Source organism: Pseudomonas sp. GW823-FHT06B06, assembly GCF_058795195.1.
The window spans coordinates 1-19,482 of the sequence record NZ_JBXAHO010000008.1; the positions used below are offsets into that span (position 1 = coordinate 1).

Consider the following 19,482-nt stretch of genomic DNA (forward strand, 5'->3'; position numbering starts at 1 on the left):
CACCTCTTTTTCAACTTCCTTGGCGCTTCGATGAACTGAAGCAACCTGCTGCCGAAAACTTCGTAACTCATTGTTTACCAAGGAGTTTTCCGTTTCGACTGCGCCGGAAGTGGGGCGAATTATAGGCTTCCAGAATCTGCCGTCAAGCATTGATTCCGCTTTTCTATCAACAACTTGCAGCAAGCGCCAAAAACTCAGATTGAAACCTATATAGAGGAGTAAGCACTCCTCTATATAGAAGGGCCTATCAGAGGACTCCCGAATCTCTGAGTGCAGACACGGCGCCAGCATCCAGACTCAGCACCCGCTGCAAAACCTCCAGCGTATGCTCGCCCAGCAAAGGCGGTGCATAGCGATACTCCACTGGCGTCTTGGACAACCGTATAGGACTGGCCACCTGGGGCACCATGCCAGCCAGTACGTGAGGCAACTCGATGGCCAACCCGCGCGCCTTGACCTGGGGATCTTCAAACATCTGCGCCAGGTCATTGATGGGGCCGCACGGCACACCAGCCTGTTCCAACTGAGCGACCCATTCGGCGGTAGTCTTGAACACCGTAGCCTGACGGATCAGGGGGATCAGCACCGCCCTGTTTGCCACCCGCAGCTTGTTGGTTGCAAAACGCGGATCGTCCGCCCACTGAGGCTGCCCAGCCACTTCGGCAAACTTGCGAAACTGCCCGTCATTCCCGACCGTCAGGATGAAGTCGCCATCAGCCGTAGGGAAGTCCTGATAAGGCACGATGTTCGGGTGTGCATTGCCCAGGCGCTTTGGCGCATTGCCCGTTGTCAGGTAGTTCATCGCCTGATTGGCCAAACAGGCGACCTGAACATCCAGCAATGCCATATCGATATGCTGCCCACCACCATCGTGGTCTCGATGCGCAAGCGCGGCCAGGATAGCCACAGTGGAATACAGCCCCGTGAGGATGTCCGTCAGCGCCACACCCACCTTGACCGGCCCAGCACCCTCTTCGCCTTCAGGTCGACCCGTCAAGCTCATCAGCCCACCAAGGCCCTGGATCATGAAGTCATAACCTGCGCGCTTGGCGTAGGGACCGGTTTGCCCAAACCCGGTGATCGAGCAATAAATCAGATCAGGATTGATCGCTTTCAGCGACTCATAGTCCAGACCGTAGGCCGCCAGACCGCCGACCTTGAAATTCTCGATGAGGATGTCCGACTTGGCCGCCAAGTCACGCACCAGCTTCTGCCCCTCTGGACGCGTGAAGTCGATGGTGACCGATTGCTTGTTGCGGTTGGCCGACAAGTAATAGGCAGCCTCGCTGGTGTTCTCGCCATAGGCGTCCTTGAGGAACGGAGGGCCCCAGGCGCGCGTGTCATCGCCATTGCCCGGACGCTCGACCTTGATCACTTCAGCGCCAAGGTCGGCGAGGATCTGGCCGGACCATGGCCCAGCCAACACCCGCGATAAATCCAGTACCCGTAGATGTGAAAGCGCGCCCATGACGTTCTCCTGTTAATAGAACGCCTGGATGCCGGTCTGAGCGCGACCGAGGATCAGCGCGTGGACGTCATGCGTACCCTCATAGGTATTCACCACTTCCAGGTTGACCAGATGACGAGCAACGCCGAATTCATCCGAGATACCGTTACCGCCCAGCATGTCGCGGGCCATGCGCGCGATATCCAGGGATTTGCCGCAGGAGTTGCGCTTCATCATCGAGGTAATTTCAACCGCCGCGGTGCCTTCGTCCTTCATGCGCCCCAGACGCAGGCAGCCTTGCAGCGCCAGGGTGATTTCGGTCTGCATGTCGGCCAGCTTCTTCTGGATCAACTGGGTAGCGGCCAATGGGCGACCGAACTGCTGACGATCCAGGGTGTATTGGCGAGCGGTGTGCCAGCAGAACTCAGCGGCGCCCAGCGCCCCCCAGGAGATGCCGTAACGGGCCGAGTTCAAGCAGGTGAAAGGACCTTTCAGGCCTCGGACGTCAGGGAAGATGTTTTCTTCCGGAACGAACACGTTGTCCATGACGATCTCGCCGGTGATCGATGCCCGCAGGCCAACCTTGCCGTGAATCGCCGGAGCGCTCAGGCCTTTCCAGCCCTTCTCCAGAACGAAGCCGCGGATGTCGCCGGCATCGTCCTTGCCCCAAACCACGAATACGTCGGCGATCGGGCTGTTGGTGATCCACATCTTGCTGCCGGTCAGGCTATAGCCGCCTTCCACTTTCCGTGCACGGGTGATCATTGCACCTGGATCGGAGCCATGGTTTGGCTCGGTCAGGCCAAAGCAGCCGATCCACTCGCCCGACGCCAGTTTTGGCAGGTACTTCTGTTTCTGGGCTTCAGTACCGAATTCATTGATCGGCACCATTACCAGCGAGGATTGCACGCTCATCATCGAACGGTAGCCTGAGTCGACGCGCTCGACTTCACGCGCAATCAAACCGTAGCTGACGTAGTTCAGGCCGCTGCCACCGTACTGCTCGGGAATGGTTGCACCCAGCAGACCCACTTCGCCCATTTCACGGAAGATCGCCGGATCGGTCTTTTCATGGCGGAAGGCTTCGAGCACACGCGGCGCGAGACTCTGCTGAGCGAACTGCGCAGCGGTGTCGCGGATCATGCGCTCTTCTTCGGTGAGCTGTTGATCCAGCAGCAGGGGATCGATCCAGTTGAAGCTAGCTTTACCGGCCATGAGTGTGTCCTCTCGAAACAGGTCAAATAACGTGCAGTGATCCTAGGCCGGGTTCGCCATCTGGGCAAACGAGGATTTCGCATACTGTTGTGCTAATTTCTCACTCCGAGATGTCGCAAAAGCCATTTAAGGCGATGTATTAGTGAGGTTGACGTACATGCGCAGGAAAATACCCAGTACAACGGCCCTGATCAGTTTTGAAGCCGCCGCCCGCCATGAAAGCTTTACCAAGGCAGCCCAGGAGCTTTCGCTGACCCAAGGGGCAATTTGTCGACAGATCGCCAGCCTCGAGGAGTTCCTGGGCGTGGAACTGTTCCGACGCTCCCGACGCGGGGTCAAGCTGACGGAGGCGGGTCTTTCCTACAGTCGCCGGGTTGCCACCCAACTCGATGCGGTTGAGCGCGACACCCTGTCCGTGATGGGCCAACAGGGGGCCAACGTCATAGAACTGGCCGTAGTTCCAACGTTCGGGACCCAGTGGCTGCTGCCCAGGCTCAAGGACTTTCAACAGAAACACCCGGAAGTAACAGTCAACCTGACCAACCGCACACGGCCGTTTCTGTTTGCCGACACCGATTTCGACGCAGCGATCTACTTCGGTGATGCGGATTGGTCGGGTACTGAATCCCACAGACTGATGGGCGAAAATCCGATGCCCGTGTGCAGCCCCAACCTATTGGGCCAAAAAAATGCCCTGACAGCCGCTGAAATCGCCGACCTTCCCCTTCTGCAACAGACCACCCGCCCCTACGCCTGGCGCCAATGGTTCGACTCTCAGCACCTGAACGTCCCACGCGACATGACAGGGCCGCGCTACGAGCTATTCTCCATGCTGGCCCAGGCGGCGATGCACGACATGGGGATTGCACTGATCCCGCCGTTCCTGATTCAGCGCGAATTGGCCGAGGCTCGCCTGGTGATCGCCAACCCGCAGGCGCTCTCCAGCATAAAGGCCTATTACCTGATGATTCCGGAGAGAAAGGTCGAATCGGCGTCTTTAAGGGCTTTTCGGGACTGGCTGGTAAATCAGGCCCATGGCTACAGCCTAGAAGGATAAAGGCCTGCAGAACTTATCTGACCTCGTAGTCAGAAAACTGAAAACCCTACAGATATAAGTAATTGTCGCATAGAGAGAAACTGTACGACGAAGCAGTACAAACGTGCCACAAGCGCCTGAAGACGCGGCTTTGCGCCACTATTCCAGGTCGATTCCGCATCATTCATATGGCCGATGTGTAAATTGTTGGATTTGCGCCAAAATGCCCGAAAGGCACGGCCTACAAGGGATTGAGCCGTTTGGTTGCGACATTCGGTCACGGGGTGACTTGTAGTTAATTTTCCGTCACCCGTCATAATCCCTTGTAAGGGCACAAAGTTCGCCTGCAAAATGCCGCGCCCCGCCTGAATTTAGCGGGGTCGTGCTGATCGGCCGCCCCAGCCGCACCATCCGTAGTGCATGGGTTTACTCAATAAGATCACGCAGGAGATTTGACGTGCACATTGGTGTTCCTCTCGAAACCCAGACCGGTGAAACACGGGTTGCTGCAACCCCCGAAACCATCAAGAAGCTGATCGGCCAGGGTCATAAGGTCACTGTACAAAGCGGCGCCGGCGTCAATGCCAGTGTTGTCGACAGTGCCTATGAAGCCGCAGGCGCGGCCATTGGCAGTGCCAGCGAGGCGTTTGGTGCAGAGCTGATTTTGAAGGTGGTCGCCCCCAGCGACAGCGAGCTTGCGCTGATTAAGAGCGGCACCGTTGTGGTGGGGATGCTCAATCCGTTCAACAACGAAACCATCGCCAAGATGGCTGAGTGCGGCATTACTGCCTTTGCCTTGGAGGCTGCTCCTCGCACCTCGCGCGCACAGAGCCTGGACGTGCTGTCCTCGCAAGCCAACATCGCCGGCTATAAAGCCGTGTTGCTGGCCGCTCATCACTATCCGCGCTTCATGCCGATGCTGATGACCGCCGCGGGCACCGTGAAAGCGGCGCGGGTGCTGATTCTCGGCGCCGGTGTTGCCGGGCTGCAGGCCATCGCTACGGCCAAGCGCCTGGGTGCGGTGATCGAAGCGTCTGACGTGCGTCCGGCGGTAAAAGAACAGATCGAATCCCTGGGCGCCAAGTTCGTCGACGTGCCTTACGAGACCGATGAAGAGCGCGAATGCGCTGTCGGTGTCGGCGGTTACGCTCGCCCGATGCCTGCCAGCTGGATGCAGCGCCAGGCCGTGGCCGTGCACGAACGCGCCAAACAGGCTGACATCGTCATTACCACGGCGCTGATTCCGGGTCGCAAGGCACCGACGCTGCTCAGTGCAGAGACCGTGGCACAGATGAAACCGGGCTCGGTGGTCATCGACCTGGCGGCTGCCCAAGGCGGTAACTGCCCGCTGACCGTGGCCGACCAGGTGGTTGTCGAAAACGGTGTGACCATCGTTGGCCCGACCAACCTGGCGGCCGCAGTCGCTGCCGACGCCTCGGCACTGTATGCACGCAACCTGCTGGACTTCATGAAACTGTTGTTCGATAAAGAAGGACAACTGGTGATCAACCTTGAAGACGATATCGTCGCCGCGTGCCTGATGTGCCGCGACGGCCAGATCGTGCGCAAGAACGGCTGAGGATAAAAACAATGGAAGACATGCTGATCTCTCACGGTATCTACAACCTGATCATCTTCGTGCTGGCCATCTATGTCGGCTACCACGTGGTCTGGAACGTGACCCCTGCACTGCACACCCCTCTGATGGCCGTGACCAACGCGATCTCGGCCATCGTCATCGTCGGCGCCATGCTGGCTGCCGCCCTCACCGTGACCCCACTGGGCAAGACCATGGGCACCCTCGCCGTGGCCCTGGCCGCAGTGAACGTGTTCGGTGGCTTCCTGGTTACCCGGCGCATGCTGGAAATGTTCAAGAAGAAAGCGGCTCCAGCAAAAGCTCCGGCAGCCAAGGCCGAAGCAATCAAGGCTGAGGTGCAGCAAGCATGAGCATGAATCTGGTTACTTCCCTGTATTTGATCGCCTCGGTCTGCTTCATCCAGGCGCTCAAGGGACTCTCGCACCCAACCACGTCGCGTCGCGGCAACCTGTTCGGCATGCTCGGCATGGGCCTGGCGATCCTCACCACGGTTGGCCTGATCTACAAGCTGGGCGCCGAGCTGGCCCACGACGGTATCGTCTACGTGATCGTCGGCCTGCTGATCGGCGGCACTGTCGGTACGATCATGGCCAAACGTGTTGAAATGACCAAGATGCCCGAACTGGTCGCCTTCATGCACAGCATGATCGGCCTGGCGGCGGTGTTTATCGCCGTGGCCGCCGTGGTCGAGCCACAGTCGCTGGGTATCGTCCAGAACCTCGGCGATGCGATCCCGGCCGGTAACCGCCTGGAGTTGTTCCTCGGCGCTGCCATCGGTGCGATCACCTTCTCCGGTTCGGTCATTGCCTTCGGCAAACTGGCGGGCAAGTACAAGTTCCGCCTGTTCCAGGGCGCGCCAGTACAGTTTGGCGGTCAGCACAAGCTGAACCTGCTGCTCGGCCTGGCCACACTGGCCCTGGGCGTGACCTTCATGCTCACCGGCGACTACACCGCTTTCGCCGTGATGCTGGCGCTGGCCTTCGTGCTTGGCGTGCTGATCATCATCCCGATCGGCGGTGCCGACATGCCGGTCGTCGTGTCCATGCTCAACAGCTACTCGGGCTGGGCGGCGGCGGGTATCGGCTTCTCGCTGAACAACTCGATGCTGATCATTGCCGGCTCGCTGGTCGGTTCGTCCGGCGCGATTCTTTCGTACATCATGTGCAAGGCGATGAACCGTTCGTTCTTCAACGTATTGCTCGGCGGTTTCGGCAACACGGCGGACGCAGGCCCTGCAGGCTCGAAAGAAGCGCGTCCGGTGAAATCCGGTTCGGCTGACGATGCAACCTTCCTGCTGACCAACGCCGACACCGTGATCATCGTTCCGGGCTACGGCCTGGCGGTAGCGCGGGCCCAGCATGCGCTGAAGGAACTGACCGAGAAGCTGACCCACCGTGGCGTGACCGTGAAGTACGCGATCCACCCGGTTGCCGGTCGCATGCCTGGCCACATGAACGTACTGCTGGCCGAGGCCGAAGTGCCTTACGACCAGGTGTTCGAGATGGACGACATCAACTCCGAGTTCGGCCAGGCCGACGTGGTACTGGTGTTGGGCGCGAACGACGTGGTCAACCCGGCGGCGAAGAACGATCCGAAATCGCCGATTGCCGGCATGCCGATCCTCGAAGCGTTCAAGGCCAAGACCATCATCGTCAACAAGCGCTCGATGGCCAGCGGCTATGCCGGCCTGGACAACGAGCTGTTCTACCTGGACAAAACCATGATGGTCTTCGGCGACGCCAAGAAAGTCATCGAAGACATGGTTAAAGCCGTCGAGTAAGACCGTTTCGCAGTGCCACAACGCCCCGACTCGTCGGGGCGTTTTTGTTTGTGCAAATCAATGGTCAAACCGTCGCGTTGTTACCGAAACGGTAACGGTGTTTTGTCTTAAAGCACCGGAATAGACACCTCGTTTGCGACCTTGGTAGCGGGACACAGCGCCGTGAAATTCAATAGACTGCATGTCCTGCTACCCGTTGCCCGAGATAACAATCCATGTACCGTGACCGTATTCGCCTGCCTTCGTTGTTGGATAAAGTGATGAGCGCCGCCGAGGCTGCCGCTCTGATTGAGGACGGCATGACCGTCGGCATGAGCGGCTTCACCCGTGCCGGCGAAGCCAAGGCCGTGCCCCACGCACTGGCCGAACGGGCCAAAGCCTCCCCGCTGAAGATCAGCCTGATGACCGGCGCCAGCCTGGGCAACGACCTCGACAAACAGCTCACAGAAGCCGGCGTATTGTCACGACGCATGCCGTTCCAGGTGGACAGCACCTTGCGCAAGGCGATCAACGCTGGCGATGTGATGTTCATTGACCAGCACCTCTCGGAAACCGTCGAGCAATTGCGCAACCAGCAACTGAAGCTGCCGGACATCGCGGTGATCGAAGCCGTGGCCATTACCGAGCAAGGTCATATCGTGCCGACCACTTCCGTGGGCAACTCGGCCAGCTTCGCGATTTTCGCCAAGCACGTGATCGTCGAGATCAATCTGGCGCACAACCCCAACCTCGAAGGTCTGCACGACATCTATATCCCGACCTATCGCCCGACCCGTACGCCGATTCCCTTGGTCAAGGTCGACGATCGCATTGGCAGCACCGCCATCCCGATTCCACCGGAAAAGATCGTCGCGATCGTGGTCACCAATCAGTCCGACTCACCGTCCACCGTGCTGCCTCCGGACGTGGATACCCAAGCGATCGCCGATCACCTGATCGACTTCTTCAAGCAAGAAGTCGGCGCGGGACGCATGACCAACAAGCTCGGCCCACTGCAGGCCGGGATCGGCACCATCGCCAACTCCGTGATGTGTGGTTTGATCGATTCGCCATTCGAAGACCTGACCATGTACTCCGAGGTGCTTCAGGACTCGACGTTCGACTTGATCGATGCCGGCAAGTTGAGTTTTGCCTCTGGCAGTTCGATCACCTTGTCGAGTCGCCGCAACGCTGACGTATTCGGCAACCTGGAGCGCTACAAGGACAAACTGGTGCTGCGCCCTCAGGAAATCTCCAACCACCCGGAAGTGGTCCGCCGCCTCGGTATCATCGGCATCAACACCGCCCTTGAATTCGATATCTATGGCAACGTCAACTCCACCCATGTCTGCGGCACGCGGATGATGAACGGCATTGGCGGCTCGGGCGACTTCGCGCGCAACGCGCACTTGGCGATTTTCGTCACCAAGTCGATCGCCAAGGGCGGGGCGATTTCCAGCGTGGTGCCGATGGTCAGCCACGTTGACCATACCGAACATGATGTCGACATCCTCGTCACCGAAGTCGGCCTGGCGGACCTGCGCGGCCTGGCACCCCGGGAGCGGGCACGCGTCATCATCGACAACTGCGTACATCCAGATTATCGCCAGGCACTGAACGACTACTTCACGGCCGCCTGCGCCATCGGCGGACACACGCCCCATATCCTGCGTGATGCACTGAGCTGGCACATGAACCTGGAAGAAACCGGGAGAATGATCGCTGTTTGATTGATACAGATGGCAGCTGACGCAAACACAGTTTCGTCAGCTTGCTGTTGTCACCTCGTAATCTGACAAAAACTGTACTGCTGTACCGGTCATTTCCTACCGAATTTTCCTACTCCACTCCGCCAAATCAGTAAAATCGCACCATAATGGCGCAGATAGATACAGTTGCCTCATTTTTGACCAGTACACCCCCTATAAACAGTTAACTGAGCTCTCACAATACAGATGAACTGTATCTACAGAGACTAGGCAAACAAGAGGATCATGGGCACCAGTTAAGCCACTACCTAATCCCGCCATAAGCGGAAGGATGAAAACCATGGAACGTACACTCAGTTCCGAACTGTTCTTCGAAGACACTGCTGCAAAAACCCAGGCTTCCATGCCTCTGCGCGTTATCGCCAACCTGATGCTGTGGCAGCGCCGCATCTCCAGCCGCCACCAACTGGCTCGCCTGGATTCGCGTCTGCTGGCTGACGCCGGGATTAGCGAAGCACAACGCTACGAAGAGCTGAGCAAGCCGTTCTGGCGCTAAGTCAGCGTCGCTGGCTCTGACCCGCAGGGTCCACCGCCAGCAACCCGAATTGCACAAACAAAGCCCGTCGTGGGACTCCACGACGGGCTTTGTCGTTTCAGGTGTTATCAATGCGCAAACAGGTACAGTTTTTATAGTTCAGGATCAGACCATTACAGTTTGCAATCGACTATCGACCGCTCGAACTGATTTTTAGCAACCTTTTCTCTTATAGGCTGTTCGAAACGACCTGCTCAGGCCTAATATCAAGCCAGAACGTGGCGCCCCCCGAGTGTCTGGCGTCTGAATCACCAGACACTGCGCCACCTTTATCGTCTTATCCAAAGGAGTTACACCATGTCCCGTCTTCGTCTGCTCAGCGCTGCAGCCCTGCTTGCCGTGGCTGCCAATGCCCACGCCACCAGCTTCATCGTGACCACCGATGCCGTCGTCGGTGCACTCAAAGCCACGTCCGACGCCACCTCCGACGTGACGTCTTCGTTCAAGGACGACAAGATCGTGCTCGCGGCCCGTGACGACGCTGCCAGCTTCGTCGCCAGCGAAGGTTCGATTCGTGGGGTAAAACTGGAAAGCGCACTCGATCACATTCGCCACCAGGCTCCGCAACTGAATGCAACAGACGCCCAGCTGGCGCAAGCCATCCTGACCATCTAAGCGTTTTCCATGATGGGGGACACGCGTGACGTGTCCCAATGTTTCAGCGCTGGCTCTAGCCCGGGCCTTGCGCTAGCCTTGGGACTCACATTCAACTGTCGAGTCTCATGCGTTTTCTTTCAAACCTGCTGGTTGCTCCAGTCTTTCTAGCAGCCTGCTATTCGGGGGCAGCCCATGCCTTCGACGCGTTTAACCTGTCTACCCAAGGCATCGTGGCCAGCGTTTATGCCACAGGCCTGGTGACCTCTGCCCCCTTCGATCATAAACTGCTCCTCAACGCCCGGGATGATGCCGCGGTATTCATCGCCAGTGATGGTCGAATGAGAGGCGCACGACTGGAGTCGGCCTTGAATTACCTGCGCCAGGCCCAGCCAAAACTTCATGCCAGTGACCTTGAACTGGCACGAGCAATTCTCGTCCAATAGTTATCCCATGTTTCTCCGGAGTCGTTCCATGCGTAACCCGCTGATTGTTGCCACCCTTGGCCTATTGTTGTTGGCTGATGTGGCCCAGGCCCAAACCCTGGTTGCCACCAGCAACATCCTCATTCGTGCCACCCAGCGCACACTGGATTTCACTTCCGACACCACGACGTCGATCCGCGACTCTAAAATCGTCCGTGAAGCCCAGGACGATGCCGCCAGTTTCGTCGCCAGCAACGGCGATATTCGTGGTGCACACTTGGAATCTGCACTCAATTTGTTGCGCACTCGCGTTCCTGAAGCCCGCGATGCCAGTGATCAGGATCTCGCCGAAGCCATCCTCGCACTGTGAGGTCTCCAGCTTCCTGGCTGTTGGCCGGGGCCCTGCTGCTGTTTGGCAGCACGGCCCACGCCGACCTCGAACTACACCTCAAGACCGAAGGCCTTAGCCCGGCGCAACAGCGGGCCAGCCAGGCGTTGCTTGATGAAGCCATGCAGGCATTGCCGCCACGGTTCATCGAGCAACTCGACCGGCGTATCGACGTCGGCTGGACCGATAAAATGCGCAGCGATGCCTACGGTCAGGCGTCGCTGGTTTCCGAACTCGATCTGAATCGCAATTTGTTGGCGAGCCTCACCGATGGCAGCGCCGCCACCAAGAAAACCTATCGCCCCCATGGCACTGTGCGCCGGGAAATGCTCGCGACGGTGCTGCATGAGCTGACCCATATTTATGATCGCTCGCGCCTCTGGCCAAACGCGGAACGCACGCTGATCCAGCGCTGCACCCAACGCAGCGGCAGTTCAGGGCTGATCGGTATTCCCGATCAATGCCGTGGGCAGTCCGATAGACGCTTTACCTTGAGCGATGATCCGCGCCTGCTCGACCTTGCCGGCTGGCAACAGTACGTTGGCCGTCGGGGCGAGCGCGAACAGCACAACCGTCAGATCGCCCGCAGCCCGGATATCTACGAGACCAGCAGCCCCAAGGAATTCGTCGCGGTCAACATGGAGTATTTCCTCCTCGACCCGAGCTACGCCTGTCGTCGCCCTGCGCTGTACCGCTACTACAAGGAGCGTTTCGGCTGGGCACCTGCGGCCAAGAACGATTGCGGCAAGACCTTCGCATTCCTCAACGCCGGCAATGACTTTGCCAAGACGCCTTTGGGCCAGGTCGATCCGGAGCGGGTCTACGCCGTCGACTATCTACTGGCAGAGGCCAATCAGAACTGGGTCAGCCGTTGGGGCCACAGCATGTTGCGCCTGGTGATCTGTGCACCTGGCCGGCCACGCGGGCCGGATTGCCGCCTGGACCTGGACCAGCACCTGGTGTTGTCCTACCGTGCGTTCGTGGGCGACGTGCAACTATCGAGTTGGGATGGACTGGTGGGTAAATACCCCTCACGCCTGTTCGTGTTGCCGCTGGCCCAAGTGATCGACGAATACACCAAGACCGAGTTACGCAGCCTCGCCTCCGTGCCACTGAACCTGTCTCGTGAAGAGGTTGAAAACGTGGTGGAGCGTGCCGCAGAGATGCACTGGAGTTACGACGGCAACTACTTCTTCCTGTCGAACAACTGCGCTGTCGAAGAGCTGAAGTTATTGCGTGGCGGCACCAACAACTCAAAACTGGTTGCCCTGGACAACATCATGCCCAATGGTTTGCTGGAGGTGCTCAAGGGGCGCGGTCTGGCGGATACCAGCGTGCTGGACGATCCACGTGAGGCGCTTCGCCTGGGCTATCGCTTTGACTCTTTCCGCGATCGCTATCAAGCAATGTTCGAGGTATTGAGAAAACAGCTACCGATCAAACAGGAGAAGGTCGAAGACTGGCTGTCCCTGACCGCCGCACAACGCCGCCAATGGTTCGATCAGGCAGATTTGCGCACCAGCGCGGCATTGCTCTTACTGGAACAGGCAAGCTATCGCCAGCAGTTGCTTCTGGCCCAGGACGAGGTCAAACAACGTTATCTGGGTGCCCGTGAGCTGAAAAACGGCGGAATGGACAAAGCCAACGCGACACTGAGGCAAATTCTCGATAACAGCGGTTTCCTCAGTCGTCCGGCGGAATTACTCGGCAGCGGCGGGTATGGCTTGCCACAACCTGCTGAATGGCAACGCCTGGAATCGGAGACCAGCCTGCGGCAGAAGCAGCTTCAGGCACTGACCGGGGATCTGGACAAGGAAGTCCGGGCCCTACTCGATCCAGACCGCGCAGCGGAAATGGCGGCCAACGAAGCCAACGTGAAACAGATCGGTGAGCATCTGCGTAAATTGCACAAGGCAGCAGGTGGCCTTCAATTGCCTTGAGGCTAAAAAAGCAAAAGGGCTTCAGAACATTGTCCTGAAGCCCTCGATCTTGCTGATCAACCTGTGACGAGAGGGTTTGATTCCTCTGTGTAGCAACTGTTCCGTTAGCTGACGCGGGCCTTACGCACGCCATCGGCCAATGCCGAGCACAGGCTCAGCACACCATCGATCGCCTGTTCCGGCGTCGTGGCATTGGCGATGTGATCGATCAGTGCCGAACCCACCACCACTCCGTCCGCCAGGCGCGCGATGGACGCCGCTTGCTCTGGCGTGCGAATGCCGAAACCGATGCTGATCGGCAGATCGGTGTGACGGCGCAGACGAGTGACCGCTTCTTCGACGTGTTCCAGGGTTGCTGCGCCAGCACCGGTCACACCGGCCACCGATACGTAGTAAACAAACCCGGAGCTACCATTAAGGACTGTTGGCAGACGCACATCGTCAGTGGTCGGGGTAGTCAGGCGAATGAAATCGAGACCGGCGGCCTGGGCCGGGTCGCACAACTCACCGTTATGCTCGGGCGGCATGTCCACCACGATCAGGCCATCGACACCGGCCTCTTTTGCATCGGTGATGAAACGCGGTACACCGTACTTGTGGATCGGGTTGAAGTAACCCATCAGGACGAGTGGCGTCTCGTTGTTGTCCTTGCGGAACTCACGCACCATTTCCAGGGTTTTCGCCAGGTTCTGCTTGGCCGCCAGCGCGCGAATATTGGCGAGCTGGATCGCCGGGCCGTCGGCCATCGGATCGGTGAAAGGCATGCCCAATTCGATCACGTCGGCGCCAGCGGCTGGCAAACCCTTGAGGATCGCCAGGGAGGTGTCGTATTCCGGGTCGCCGGCGGTGACGAAGGTCACCAGGGCGGCGCGGTTCTGTTCCTTGAGTTCGGCAAAACGCGTTTGCAGGCGGCTCATCAGTGTTTCTCCTGCTTGGATTGCTCGTGTTGAGAGTGTTCCATGTGGTGCATCACGGTCTGCATGTCTTTGTCGCCGCGACCCGACAGGTTGACCACCATCAGGTGATCCTTCGGCAGCGTCGGCGCGCGCTTGAACACTTCAGCCAGGGCATGGGCGCTTTCCAGGGCAGGAATGATCCCTTCCAGACGGCAGCACTGGTGGAATGCAGCGAGCGCTTCGTCGTCGGTCACCGAGGTGTACTGGACACGGCCGATGTCATGCAACCAGGCGTGCTCCGGGCCGATGCCCGGGTAGTCCAGACCAGCGGAGATCGAGTGTGCGTCAATGATCTGGCCATCGTCGTCCTGCAGCAGGAAGGTCCGGTTGCCGTGCAGCACACCCGGTACGCCGCCGTTCAGGCTGGCCGCGTGCTTGCCGGTCTCGATGCCGTGGCCGGCCGCCTCCACGCCGATGATCTCAACGCTCTTGTCATCCAGGAACGGGTGGAACAGGCCCATGGCATTGGAACCGCCACCGATGCACGCCACCAGGCTGTCCGGCAGGCGGCCTTCCTGGGCTTGCAGCTGGTCACGGGTTTCCTTGCCGATAACGGCCTGGAAGTCGCGGACCATTGCCGGATAAGGGTGTGGACCGGCGACGGTGCCGATCAGGTAGAAGGTGCTGTCGACGTTGGTCACCCAGTCGCGCAGGGCTTCGTTCATCGCATCCTTCAGGGTGCCGGTGCCGGCCACGACCGGGATCACTTCAGCGCCCAACAGCTTCATGCGGAACACGTTGGCCTGCTGGCGTTCGATGTCGGTGGTGCCCATGTAGATCACGCAGTCCAGGCCAAAACGCGCAGCCACGGTGGCGGTCGCCACCCCGTGCATGCCAGCGCCGGTTTCGGCAATGATACGTTTCTTGCCCATGCGTCGCGCCAAAAGGATCTGGCCGATGCAGTTGTTGATCTTGTGCGCGCCAGTGTGGTTCAGCTCTTCGCGCTTGAGATAAATCTTCGCGCCGCCACAGAATTCGGTCAGACGTTCGGCGAAATAGAGCGGGCTCGGACGACCGACGTAGTCGCGCTGGAAGTACGCCAGCTCTTCCTTGAATGCCGGATCTTCCTTGGCCGCTTCGTATTCGCGGGCCAGGTCAAGGATCAGTGGCATCAGGGTTTCAGCGACGTAACGGCCGCCAAACGCGCCGAACAGGCCGTTGGCGTCAGGGCCGTTGCGCAGATTAGTCTGGGTCATGGGGCGCTCCAATTGAATGCGTGATATGACAATGGGCTTAACTCTACCCCTGACGCCAGGCTCTGAAAACCGATAAGATCGCCACAACCTGTCAGGAAAACTCACAGATATCATGAGCCACGATCTGCCACCCCTGAACGCCTTGCGCGCCTTCGAAGCCACTGCCCGCCTGAACAGCGTCAGCCAGGCTGCCGAGCAGCTGCATGTCACCCACGGTGCTGTCAGTCGCCAACTGAAGGTGCTTGAAGAACACCTCGGGGTGAGCCTGTTCACCAAGGAAGGCCGTGGCCTGAAACTCACAGATGCCGGCATGCGTTTACGCGATGCCAGCGCCGACGCCTTCGAACGCCTGCGCACGGTGTGCGCCGAGCTCACGCAAAGCACTGCCGATGCACCGTTCGTCCTGGGCTGCTCAGGAAGCCTGCTGGCACGCTGGTTCATACCGCGCCTGGGCCGACTGAACGCTGATCTGCCTGATTTGCGCCTGCACCTGTCAGCCGGCGAAGGCGATCTCGATCCCCGTCGCCCCGGCCTGGATGCCCTGCTCGTATTTGCCGAACCGCCCTGGCCCGCTGATATGCAGGTCTTCGAATTGGCCAGCGAACGGATCGGCCCGGTCATGAGCCCACGGTTCGCCGGTTATGAGCACCTGGAAACAGCGCCGGCTGCAGCGCTGCTCACTGAACCCTTGCTGCATACCACTTCGCGACCGCAAGCCTGGCCCAGTTGGGCGCAGCAAAGCGGCCTCGACGCCAAAGCGTTGAAGTACGGCCAAGGTTTCGAGCATTTGTATTATTTGCTGGAAGCGGCCGTAGCCGGACTGGGTGTTGCGATTGCTCCCGAGCCGCTGGTGGCCGAGGACCTGAAGGCGGGTCGCCTGGTCGCCCCTTGGGGATTTTGCGAAACACCCGCTCAACTGGCCCTGTGGCTACCCAAGCGCGCCGCGGACGGGCGCGCCAGGCAACTGGCGCAATGGCTCAAGACTGAGCTGCGCCAGACAGATCATTCCCCGCGCTTAAACAGCAAATAGGCCGCCAACAGGCCCAGCGCACCAACGGCAACACCAGCAGTCGTCCAAGGGTGTTCCTGCGCGTAATCCCGAGTGGCAATTCCGGTTTCACGGGTTTTGACCTTGACCTCTTCATAGGCATCCGAGAGCAGATGGCGTGAATGCCTCAGAGCGTTCTCGGCATTGCCTTTAAGCACCTTGAGGGTTTTACGCGACTCGTCCGAGGCGTCGTCCTTCAGGCTTTCCAAGGATTTGAGCAGACTCTCGATCTCCGCTTCCATGCTTTGCAATGAGGCTTTACGTAACGAGCTGTTGGCCATGGTGGCTCTCCTGCATTGTTGATGAGTGGCGTGTGTTGGTTGGGACTTCAGGGACTCGAGAAAGTGCAGTAAATGTGAGTATCAATGTCGCAACGACCGAAGGAAGTAAGACAGAAAATCACTGCTAGGCTGTATTTCACACCCTAAGGAGAACGCCATGACTGACCATCACACCTATAAGAAAGTCGAACTCGTCGGCTCGTCCACCAGTAGTATTGAAGACGCGATCAACAACGCACTGGCCGAGGCCAACAAAAGTCTCAAGTACATGGAATGGTTCGAAGTCACTGAGACCCGTGGCCATATCAAGGATGGCAAGGCTGCGCACTTCCAGGTGACACTCAAGGTCGGGTTCCGGATTGCCAGTAGCTGACGTTGGTTCTAGTCTGTTGAACTTGAGCGCTGGCCGAATGCCATAAGGAATGGCAGTGCGCTAGATGCGTTTCCGGCCAATGGCTGGATGCCTTTTTTTGATCCGACCAGAGAAATGCGACTGATGAAGAAATTTATTTTGGCGGTAGGCTTGTTGAGCCTGGTGGGTACTGCCTTTGCTGACAACGGCAAAAATTGCGAAGAATTGAAAGCCGAAATCGCAGCAAAGCTCGACGCCAAGGGCATTTCCGGCTATTCGCTGGAAATTGTCGACAAAGGCAATGCGTCTGGCGGGAAAATCGTCGGCACCTGCGAGAAGGGCAGCAAGGAAATAGTCTATAAGCGGTAGCACCAGAAAACGGTAGCCCCAACCGATTGCCAGCAAAAAGCCGACGCCATCGCGTCAGCTTTTTTGCGGTCAACGTGTTCAGCCCTTCATGACTTGCGCCAGCAGCTCATAGGAATGCAGCCGATCCGCATGTTCGTACAGGTCGCAGGTAAAAATCAGCTCGTCGGCTTGGGTCTGCTCGATCAGCACGTCCAGCTTGGCGCGGATTTTTTGCGGGCTGCCGATCATCGCCAATCCCAGGAAATCGCTGACCGCCTCTTTCTCATGAGGCAACCACAGCCCGTCCATCGTCTTCACCGGCGGGCGCTGCACCAGGCTCTGACCACGCATCAGCGCAAGAATACGCTGGAATACCGAGGTCGCCAGATAATCGGCGTGTTCATCCGTGTCGGCGGCGACCAAAGGCACGCCAAGCATTACGTATGGCTTGTCCAGCACGGCGGAAGGCTTGAAGTGATTGCGGTAGACGCGAATGGCCTCATGCATGAAGCGCGGAGCAAAATGTGACGCGAACGCATAAGGCAAACCGCGCTCCCCTGCCAGCTGCGCACTGAAAAGGCTTGAGCCCAGCAACCAGATCGGCACATTCGTGCCGGTACCCGGCATTGCGATGACGCGCTGGTCCGGGGTGCGCGGGCCGAGATAACGCACCAGTTCGGCCACATCTTCCGGGAAGTCGTCGGCACTGCCGGAACGTTCGCGACGCAGCGCACGGGCCGTCATCTGGTCGGAACCGGGCGCACGGCCAAGCCCCAGGTCGATGCGCCCTGGATACAGACTTTCCAGCGTGCCGAATTGTTCGGCGATGACCAGCGGTGCATGGTTTGGCAGCATTACCCCACCGGACCCGACACGGATGGTCGACGTACCACCGGCCAGATAGCCAAGCAGCACGGAGGTTGCAGAACTGGCAATACCGTCCATGTTGTGATGTTCAGCCACCCAAAAGCGGTTATAGCCGAACTTCTCGACGTGCTGCGCCAGGTCCAGCGAGTTGCGCAACGACTGGGCGGCGCTGCCGTTTTCGCGCACGGGCACCAGGTCGAGGGTCGAGAACTTGATATCGGACAGTCGTTTCATAATCCTGCTTCTCCAATTGAGGGCGCAGGTTTTTTTACAAACGAAAACCTGCCGAATCCATAAGCGTGTTTCATGCAATGAGGGCATATACCCGAGTTTCAATAGCAAGGCGAAATTTAGCGACAAAAAACCGAACGATCAGATGCGCTGAACTTTGCTCCCCGGTCTACCCTCAGAACCCTAACGACCGAAACCACAACGGCGCGACGCTTCGCGCCGGATCTTGAGGAGACAGGCATGGCTATCACCAAGAAAGCATCGGCCCATTGGGAAGGTGATCTGAAAACCGGCATCGGCTCGATTTCCACCGAAACCGGTGTGCTCAGGGACGCGCCCTATGGCTTCAAGGCCCGCTTTGAGGGCGGAAAGGGCACAAATCCGGAGGAGTTGATCGGTGCGGCCCATGCGGGCTGTTTCTCCATGGCGTTTTCGATGATTCTCGGTGAGGCCGGCCTCAAGGCCGACAGCATCGATACCAACGCCGAAGTGACCCTGGACCAGGTAGAAGGTGGTTTCGCGATCACGGCCGTGAAATTGATCCTCAAGGCAAAAATCCCCGGCGCGAGCCAGGCGCAGTTCGATGAGTTGAGCAACAAGGCCAAAGAGGGTTGTCCGGTCTCCAAGGTGCTGAATGCGAAAATCAGCCTGGATGCGACGCTGGTCAACTAAGTTCGCATGATCGCAGCCTTCGGCAACTCTTGATCCTGTAGGAGTTGCCGCAGGCTGCGATCTTTTTTGATTTGAAACAGATTTGCCCGGTAAAACTGTGGTCGAATAAATGACAGCAGCACAAACGCATGACCTATGCGCGCTGCCTCAAGGAGCTTCAACCATGAAACGTTTTACCTTGGCGATTATCTGCTGCACCCTGGCCACTTCGGCCCTGGCGGCACCCAAACCTTGTGAAGAGCTCAAGGCCGAAATCGAAGCCAAGATCCAGGCCCGAGGCGTGACGTCCTACACCTTGGAAATCGTTACCAACGACGAAGTGCACGATCAGAACATGGTCGTTGGCTCCTGCGACGGCGGCACCAAGAAAATCATCTACCAGAAGAATGACCGCTGACCTGAATCAAGGCACACAGTTGATCTGGCTCGCTTCGGCGACGATCTCGCGCCTGGCGTTATACAGGCGCGCTTCAGGGGTGAACGCCATGGAACGGGCTTGTAACAGATAACGCTGACCGGCTTCGAAATGATCGTATTTAACGATTATGTAGCATAGCCGCTCCGTAGTACCGCCGAACAAGTCCGAGCTCCCGCCTGGCACTTCAAAATCGAAGCGCACGGTCAGCTCGTGGCTACCGGGAGTGACCTGGAAAAAACGCCCGTCACGCAAGCGCTGGTTATCCAGTCGCTCCGCCATCAGCAATTTATCGTTAGGAAATGGCGTAGAGAAGTCTACCCACGCCATGTGCGGATTGGCCGCCGGCATAGGCGTCGAACAGCCGGCCACGGCACTTGCAGCCAGTAACAGCATCAACCTGCGCATGAT

23 protein-coding genes are annotated in these 19,482 nt (G+C 58.5%); 15 read left to right on the forward strand and 8 right to left on the reverse strand.

All coding sequences use genetic code 11. The annotated features are described in order from the left end of the window. From AC1Q8Q_RS09020 to AC1Q8Q_RS09030, 3 genes are all read right to left on the reverse strand, one after another. A partial coding sequence (locus tag AC1Q8Q_RS09020) for a hypothetical protein (protein WP_492614985.1) occupies positions 1–183 on the reverse strand: 183 nt, incomplete at its 3' end. A gap of 64 nt (positions 184–247) precedes the next feature. Then, a complete protein-coding gene (locus AC1Q8Q_RS09025) occupies positions 248–1,468 on the reverse strand; it encodes a CaiB/BaiF CoA transferase family protein (protein ID WP_168757040.1) in 1,221 nt (406 codons plus the stop codon). A gap of 12 nt (positions 1,469–1,480) precedes the next feature. Next, complete coding sequence (locus AC1Q8Q_RS09030) at positions 1,481–2,662, reverse strand: acyl-CoA dehydrogenase (protein WP_008064832.1); 1,182 nt, start codon at positions 2,660–2,662, stop codon at positions 1,481–1,483. A 157-nt stretch (positions 2,663–2,819) separates the two neighbouring features. Between AC1Q8Q_RS09030 and AC1Q8Q_RS09035 the strand changes: the two genes are divergently transcribed. The 10 genes from AC1Q8Q_RS09035 (at position 2,820) to AC1Q8Q_RS09080 (ending at position 12,705) form a co-directional block, all read left to right on the forward strand. Then, complete coding sequence (locus AC1Q8Q_RS09035) at positions 2,820–3,719, forward strand: LysR family transcriptional regulator (RefSeq protein ID WP_020798089.1); 900 nt, start codon at positions 2,820–2,822, stop codon at positions 3,717–3,719. A 436-nt stretch (positions 3,720–4,155) separates the two neighbouring features. After that, positions 4,156–5,277 carry a Re/Si-specific NAD(P)(+) transhydrogenase subunit alpha gene (locus tag AC1Q8Q_RS09040; protein ID WP_020798088.1) on the forward strand — a complete coding sequence of 374 codons (1,122 nt, stop codon included), beginning with the start codon at positions 4,156–4,158 and terminating at the stop codon, positions 5,275–5,277. 11 nt (positions 5,278–5,288) lie between these two features. Further along, entirely contained in the window at positions 5,289–5,645 is a 357-nt protein-coding gene (locus tag AC1Q8Q_RS09045) for an NAD(P) transhydrogenase subunit alpha part 2 (RefSeq protein WP_008064823.1), read from the forward strand. Next, a complete protein-coding gene (locus AC1Q8Q_RS09050; protein ID WP_083349961.1) occupies positions 5,642–7,075 on the forward strand; it encodes an NAD(P)(+) transhydrogenase (Re/Si-specific) subunit beta in 1,434 nt (477 codons plus the stop codon). Before AC1Q8Q_RS09045 ends, AC1Q8Q_RS09050 begins: the two co-directional genes overlap by 4 nt. 215 nt (positions 7,076–7,290) lie before the next feature. Further along, positions 7,291–8,784 carry a succinyl-CoA:acetate CoA-transferase ScpC gene (scpC, locus tag AC1Q8Q_RS09055; protein ID WP_020798086.1) on the forward strand — a complete coding sequence of 498 codons (1,494 nt, stop codon included), beginning with the start codon at positions 7,291–7,293 and terminating at the stop codon, positions 8,782–8,784. Between the two features lie 319 nt (positions 8,785–9,103). Further along, complete coding sequence (locus tag AC1Q8Q_RS09060; RefSeq protein ID WP_007902752.1) at positions 9,104–9,319, forward strand: DUF1127 domain-containing protein; 216 nt, start codon at positions 9,104–9,106, stop codon at positions 9,317–9,319. 336 nt (positions 9,320–9,655) lie between these two features. After that, positions 9,656–9,973, forward strand: a complete 318-nt coding sequence (locus AC1Q8Q_RS09065) for a DUF2388 domain-containing protein (RefSeq protein ID WP_008064820.1) — start codon at positions 9,656–9,658, stop codon at positions 9,971–9,973. A 107-nt stretch (positions 9,974–10,080) separates the two neighbouring features. Continuing rightward, complete coding sequence (locus AC1Q8Q_RS09070) at positions 10,081–10,398, forward strand: DUF2388 domain-containing protein (RefSeq protein ID WP_151143788.1); 318 nt, start codon at positions 10,081–10,083, stop codon at positions 10,396–10,398. 28 nt (positions 10,399–10,426) lie between these two features. Next, a complete protein-coding gene (locus tag AC1Q8Q_RS09075) occupies positions 10,427–10,747 on the forward strand; it encodes a DUF2388 domain-containing protein (RefSeq protein ID WP_020798084.1) in 321 nt (106 codons plus the stop codon). After that, positions 10,744–12,705, forward strand: a complete 1,962-nt coding sequence (locus AC1Q8Q_RS09080; protein WP_432668813.1) for a DUF7844 domain-containing protein — start codon at positions 10,744–10,746, stop codon at positions 12,703–12,705. The genes AC1Q8Q_RS09075 and AC1Q8Q_RS09080 overlap by 4 nt, the downstream gene beginning before the upstream one ends. Before the next feature lie 104 nt (positions 12,706–12,809). On the opposite strand, the gene trpA is transcribed toward AC1Q8Q_RS09080, so the two are convergent. Both trpA and trpB read right to left on the reverse strand, forming a co-directional pair. After that, positions 12,810–13,622, reverse strand: coding sequence for a tryptophan synthase subunit alpha (trpA, locus tag AC1Q8Q_RS09085; protein WP_020798082.1), 813 nt, complete (start codon positions 13,620–13,622; stop codon positions 12,810–12,812). Next, positions 13,622–14,857, reverse strand: coding sequence for a tryptophan synthase subunit beta (trpB, locus tag AC1Q8Q_RS09090; protein WP_020798081.1), 1,236 nt, complete (start codon positions 14,855–14,857; stop codon positions 13,622–13,624). Before trpB ends, trpA begins: the two co-directional genes overlap by 1 nt. A 112-nt stretch (positions 14,858–14,969) precedes the next feature. Here trpB and AC1Q8Q_RS09095 point away from each other — a divergent pair, with 112 nt between their 5' ends. Continuing rightward, positions 14,970–15,887, forward strand: a complete 918-nt coding sequence (locus AC1Q8Q_RS09095; protein WP_020798080.1) for a LysR family transcriptional regulator — start codon at positions 14,970–14,972, stop codon at positions 15,885–15,887. On the opposite strand, the gene AC1Q8Q_RS09100 is transcribed toward AC1Q8Q_RS09095, so the two are convergent. Further along, a complete protein-coding gene (locus AC1Q8Q_RS09100; protein WP_020798079.1) occupies positions 15,860–16,186 on the reverse strand; it encodes an ElaB/YgaM/YqjD family protein in 327 nt (108 codons plus the stop codon). The genes AC1Q8Q_RS09095 and AC1Q8Q_RS09100 overlap by 28 nt on opposite strands. 157 nt (positions 16,187–16,343) lie before the next feature. Between AC1Q8Q_RS09100 and AC1Q8Q_RS09105 the strand changes: the two genes are divergently transcribed. Both AC1Q8Q_RS09105 and AC1Q8Q_RS09110 read left to right on the forward strand, forming a co-directional pair. Continuing rightward, positions 16,344–16,559, forward strand: coding sequence for a dodecin (locus AC1Q8Q_RS09105; protein ID WP_007940746.1), 216 nt, complete (start codon positions 16,344–16,346; stop codon positions 16,557–16,559). Between the two features lie 123 nt (positions 16,560–16,682). After that, positions 16,683–16,907, forward strand: coding sequence for a DUF1161 domain-containing protein (locus tag AC1Q8Q_RS09110; RefSeq protein ID WP_020798078.1), 225 nt, complete (start codon positions 16,683–16,685; stop codon positions 16,905–16,907). A 78-nt stretch (positions 16,908–16,985) separates the two neighbouring features. Here AC1Q8Q_RS09110 and AC1Q8Q_RS09115 read toward each other — a convergent pair whose 3' ends face one another. After that, on the reverse strand, positions 16,986–17,987 hold the full coding sequence (locus AC1Q8Q_RS09115) for an LLM class flavin-dependent oxidoreductase (protein ID WP_168757039.1): 1,002 nt from the start codon (positions 17,985–17,987) through the stop codon (positions 16,986–16,988). 237 nt (positions 17,988–18,224) lie between these two features. On the opposite strand from AC1Q8Q_RS09115, the gene AC1Q8Q_RS09120 reads away from it, so the two are divergent. After that, positions 18,225–18,656, forward strand: a complete 432-nt coding sequence (locus AC1Q8Q_RS09120) for an OsmC family protein (protein WP_020798076.1) — start codon at positions 18,225–18,227, stop codon at positions 18,654–18,656. A gap of 163 nt (positions 18,657–18,819) precedes the next feature. After that, complete coding sequence (locus tag AC1Q8Q_RS09125; RefSeq protein ID WP_492614986.1) at positions 18,820–19,053, forward strand: DUF1161 domain-containing protein; 234 nt, start codon at positions 18,820–18,822, stop codon at positions 19,051–19,053. Between the two features lie 6 nt (positions 19,054–19,059). Here the strand turns inward: AC1Q8Q_RS09125 and AC1Q8Q_RS09130 are convergent, their stop codons facing one another. Further along, entirely contained in the window at positions 19,060–19,479 is a 420-nt protein-coding gene (locus AC1Q8Q_RS09130) for a PA0061/PA0062 family lipoprotein (RefSeq protein WP_033038895.1), read from the reverse strand. Between the last annotated feature and the right edge of the window lie 3 nt (positions 19,480–19,482).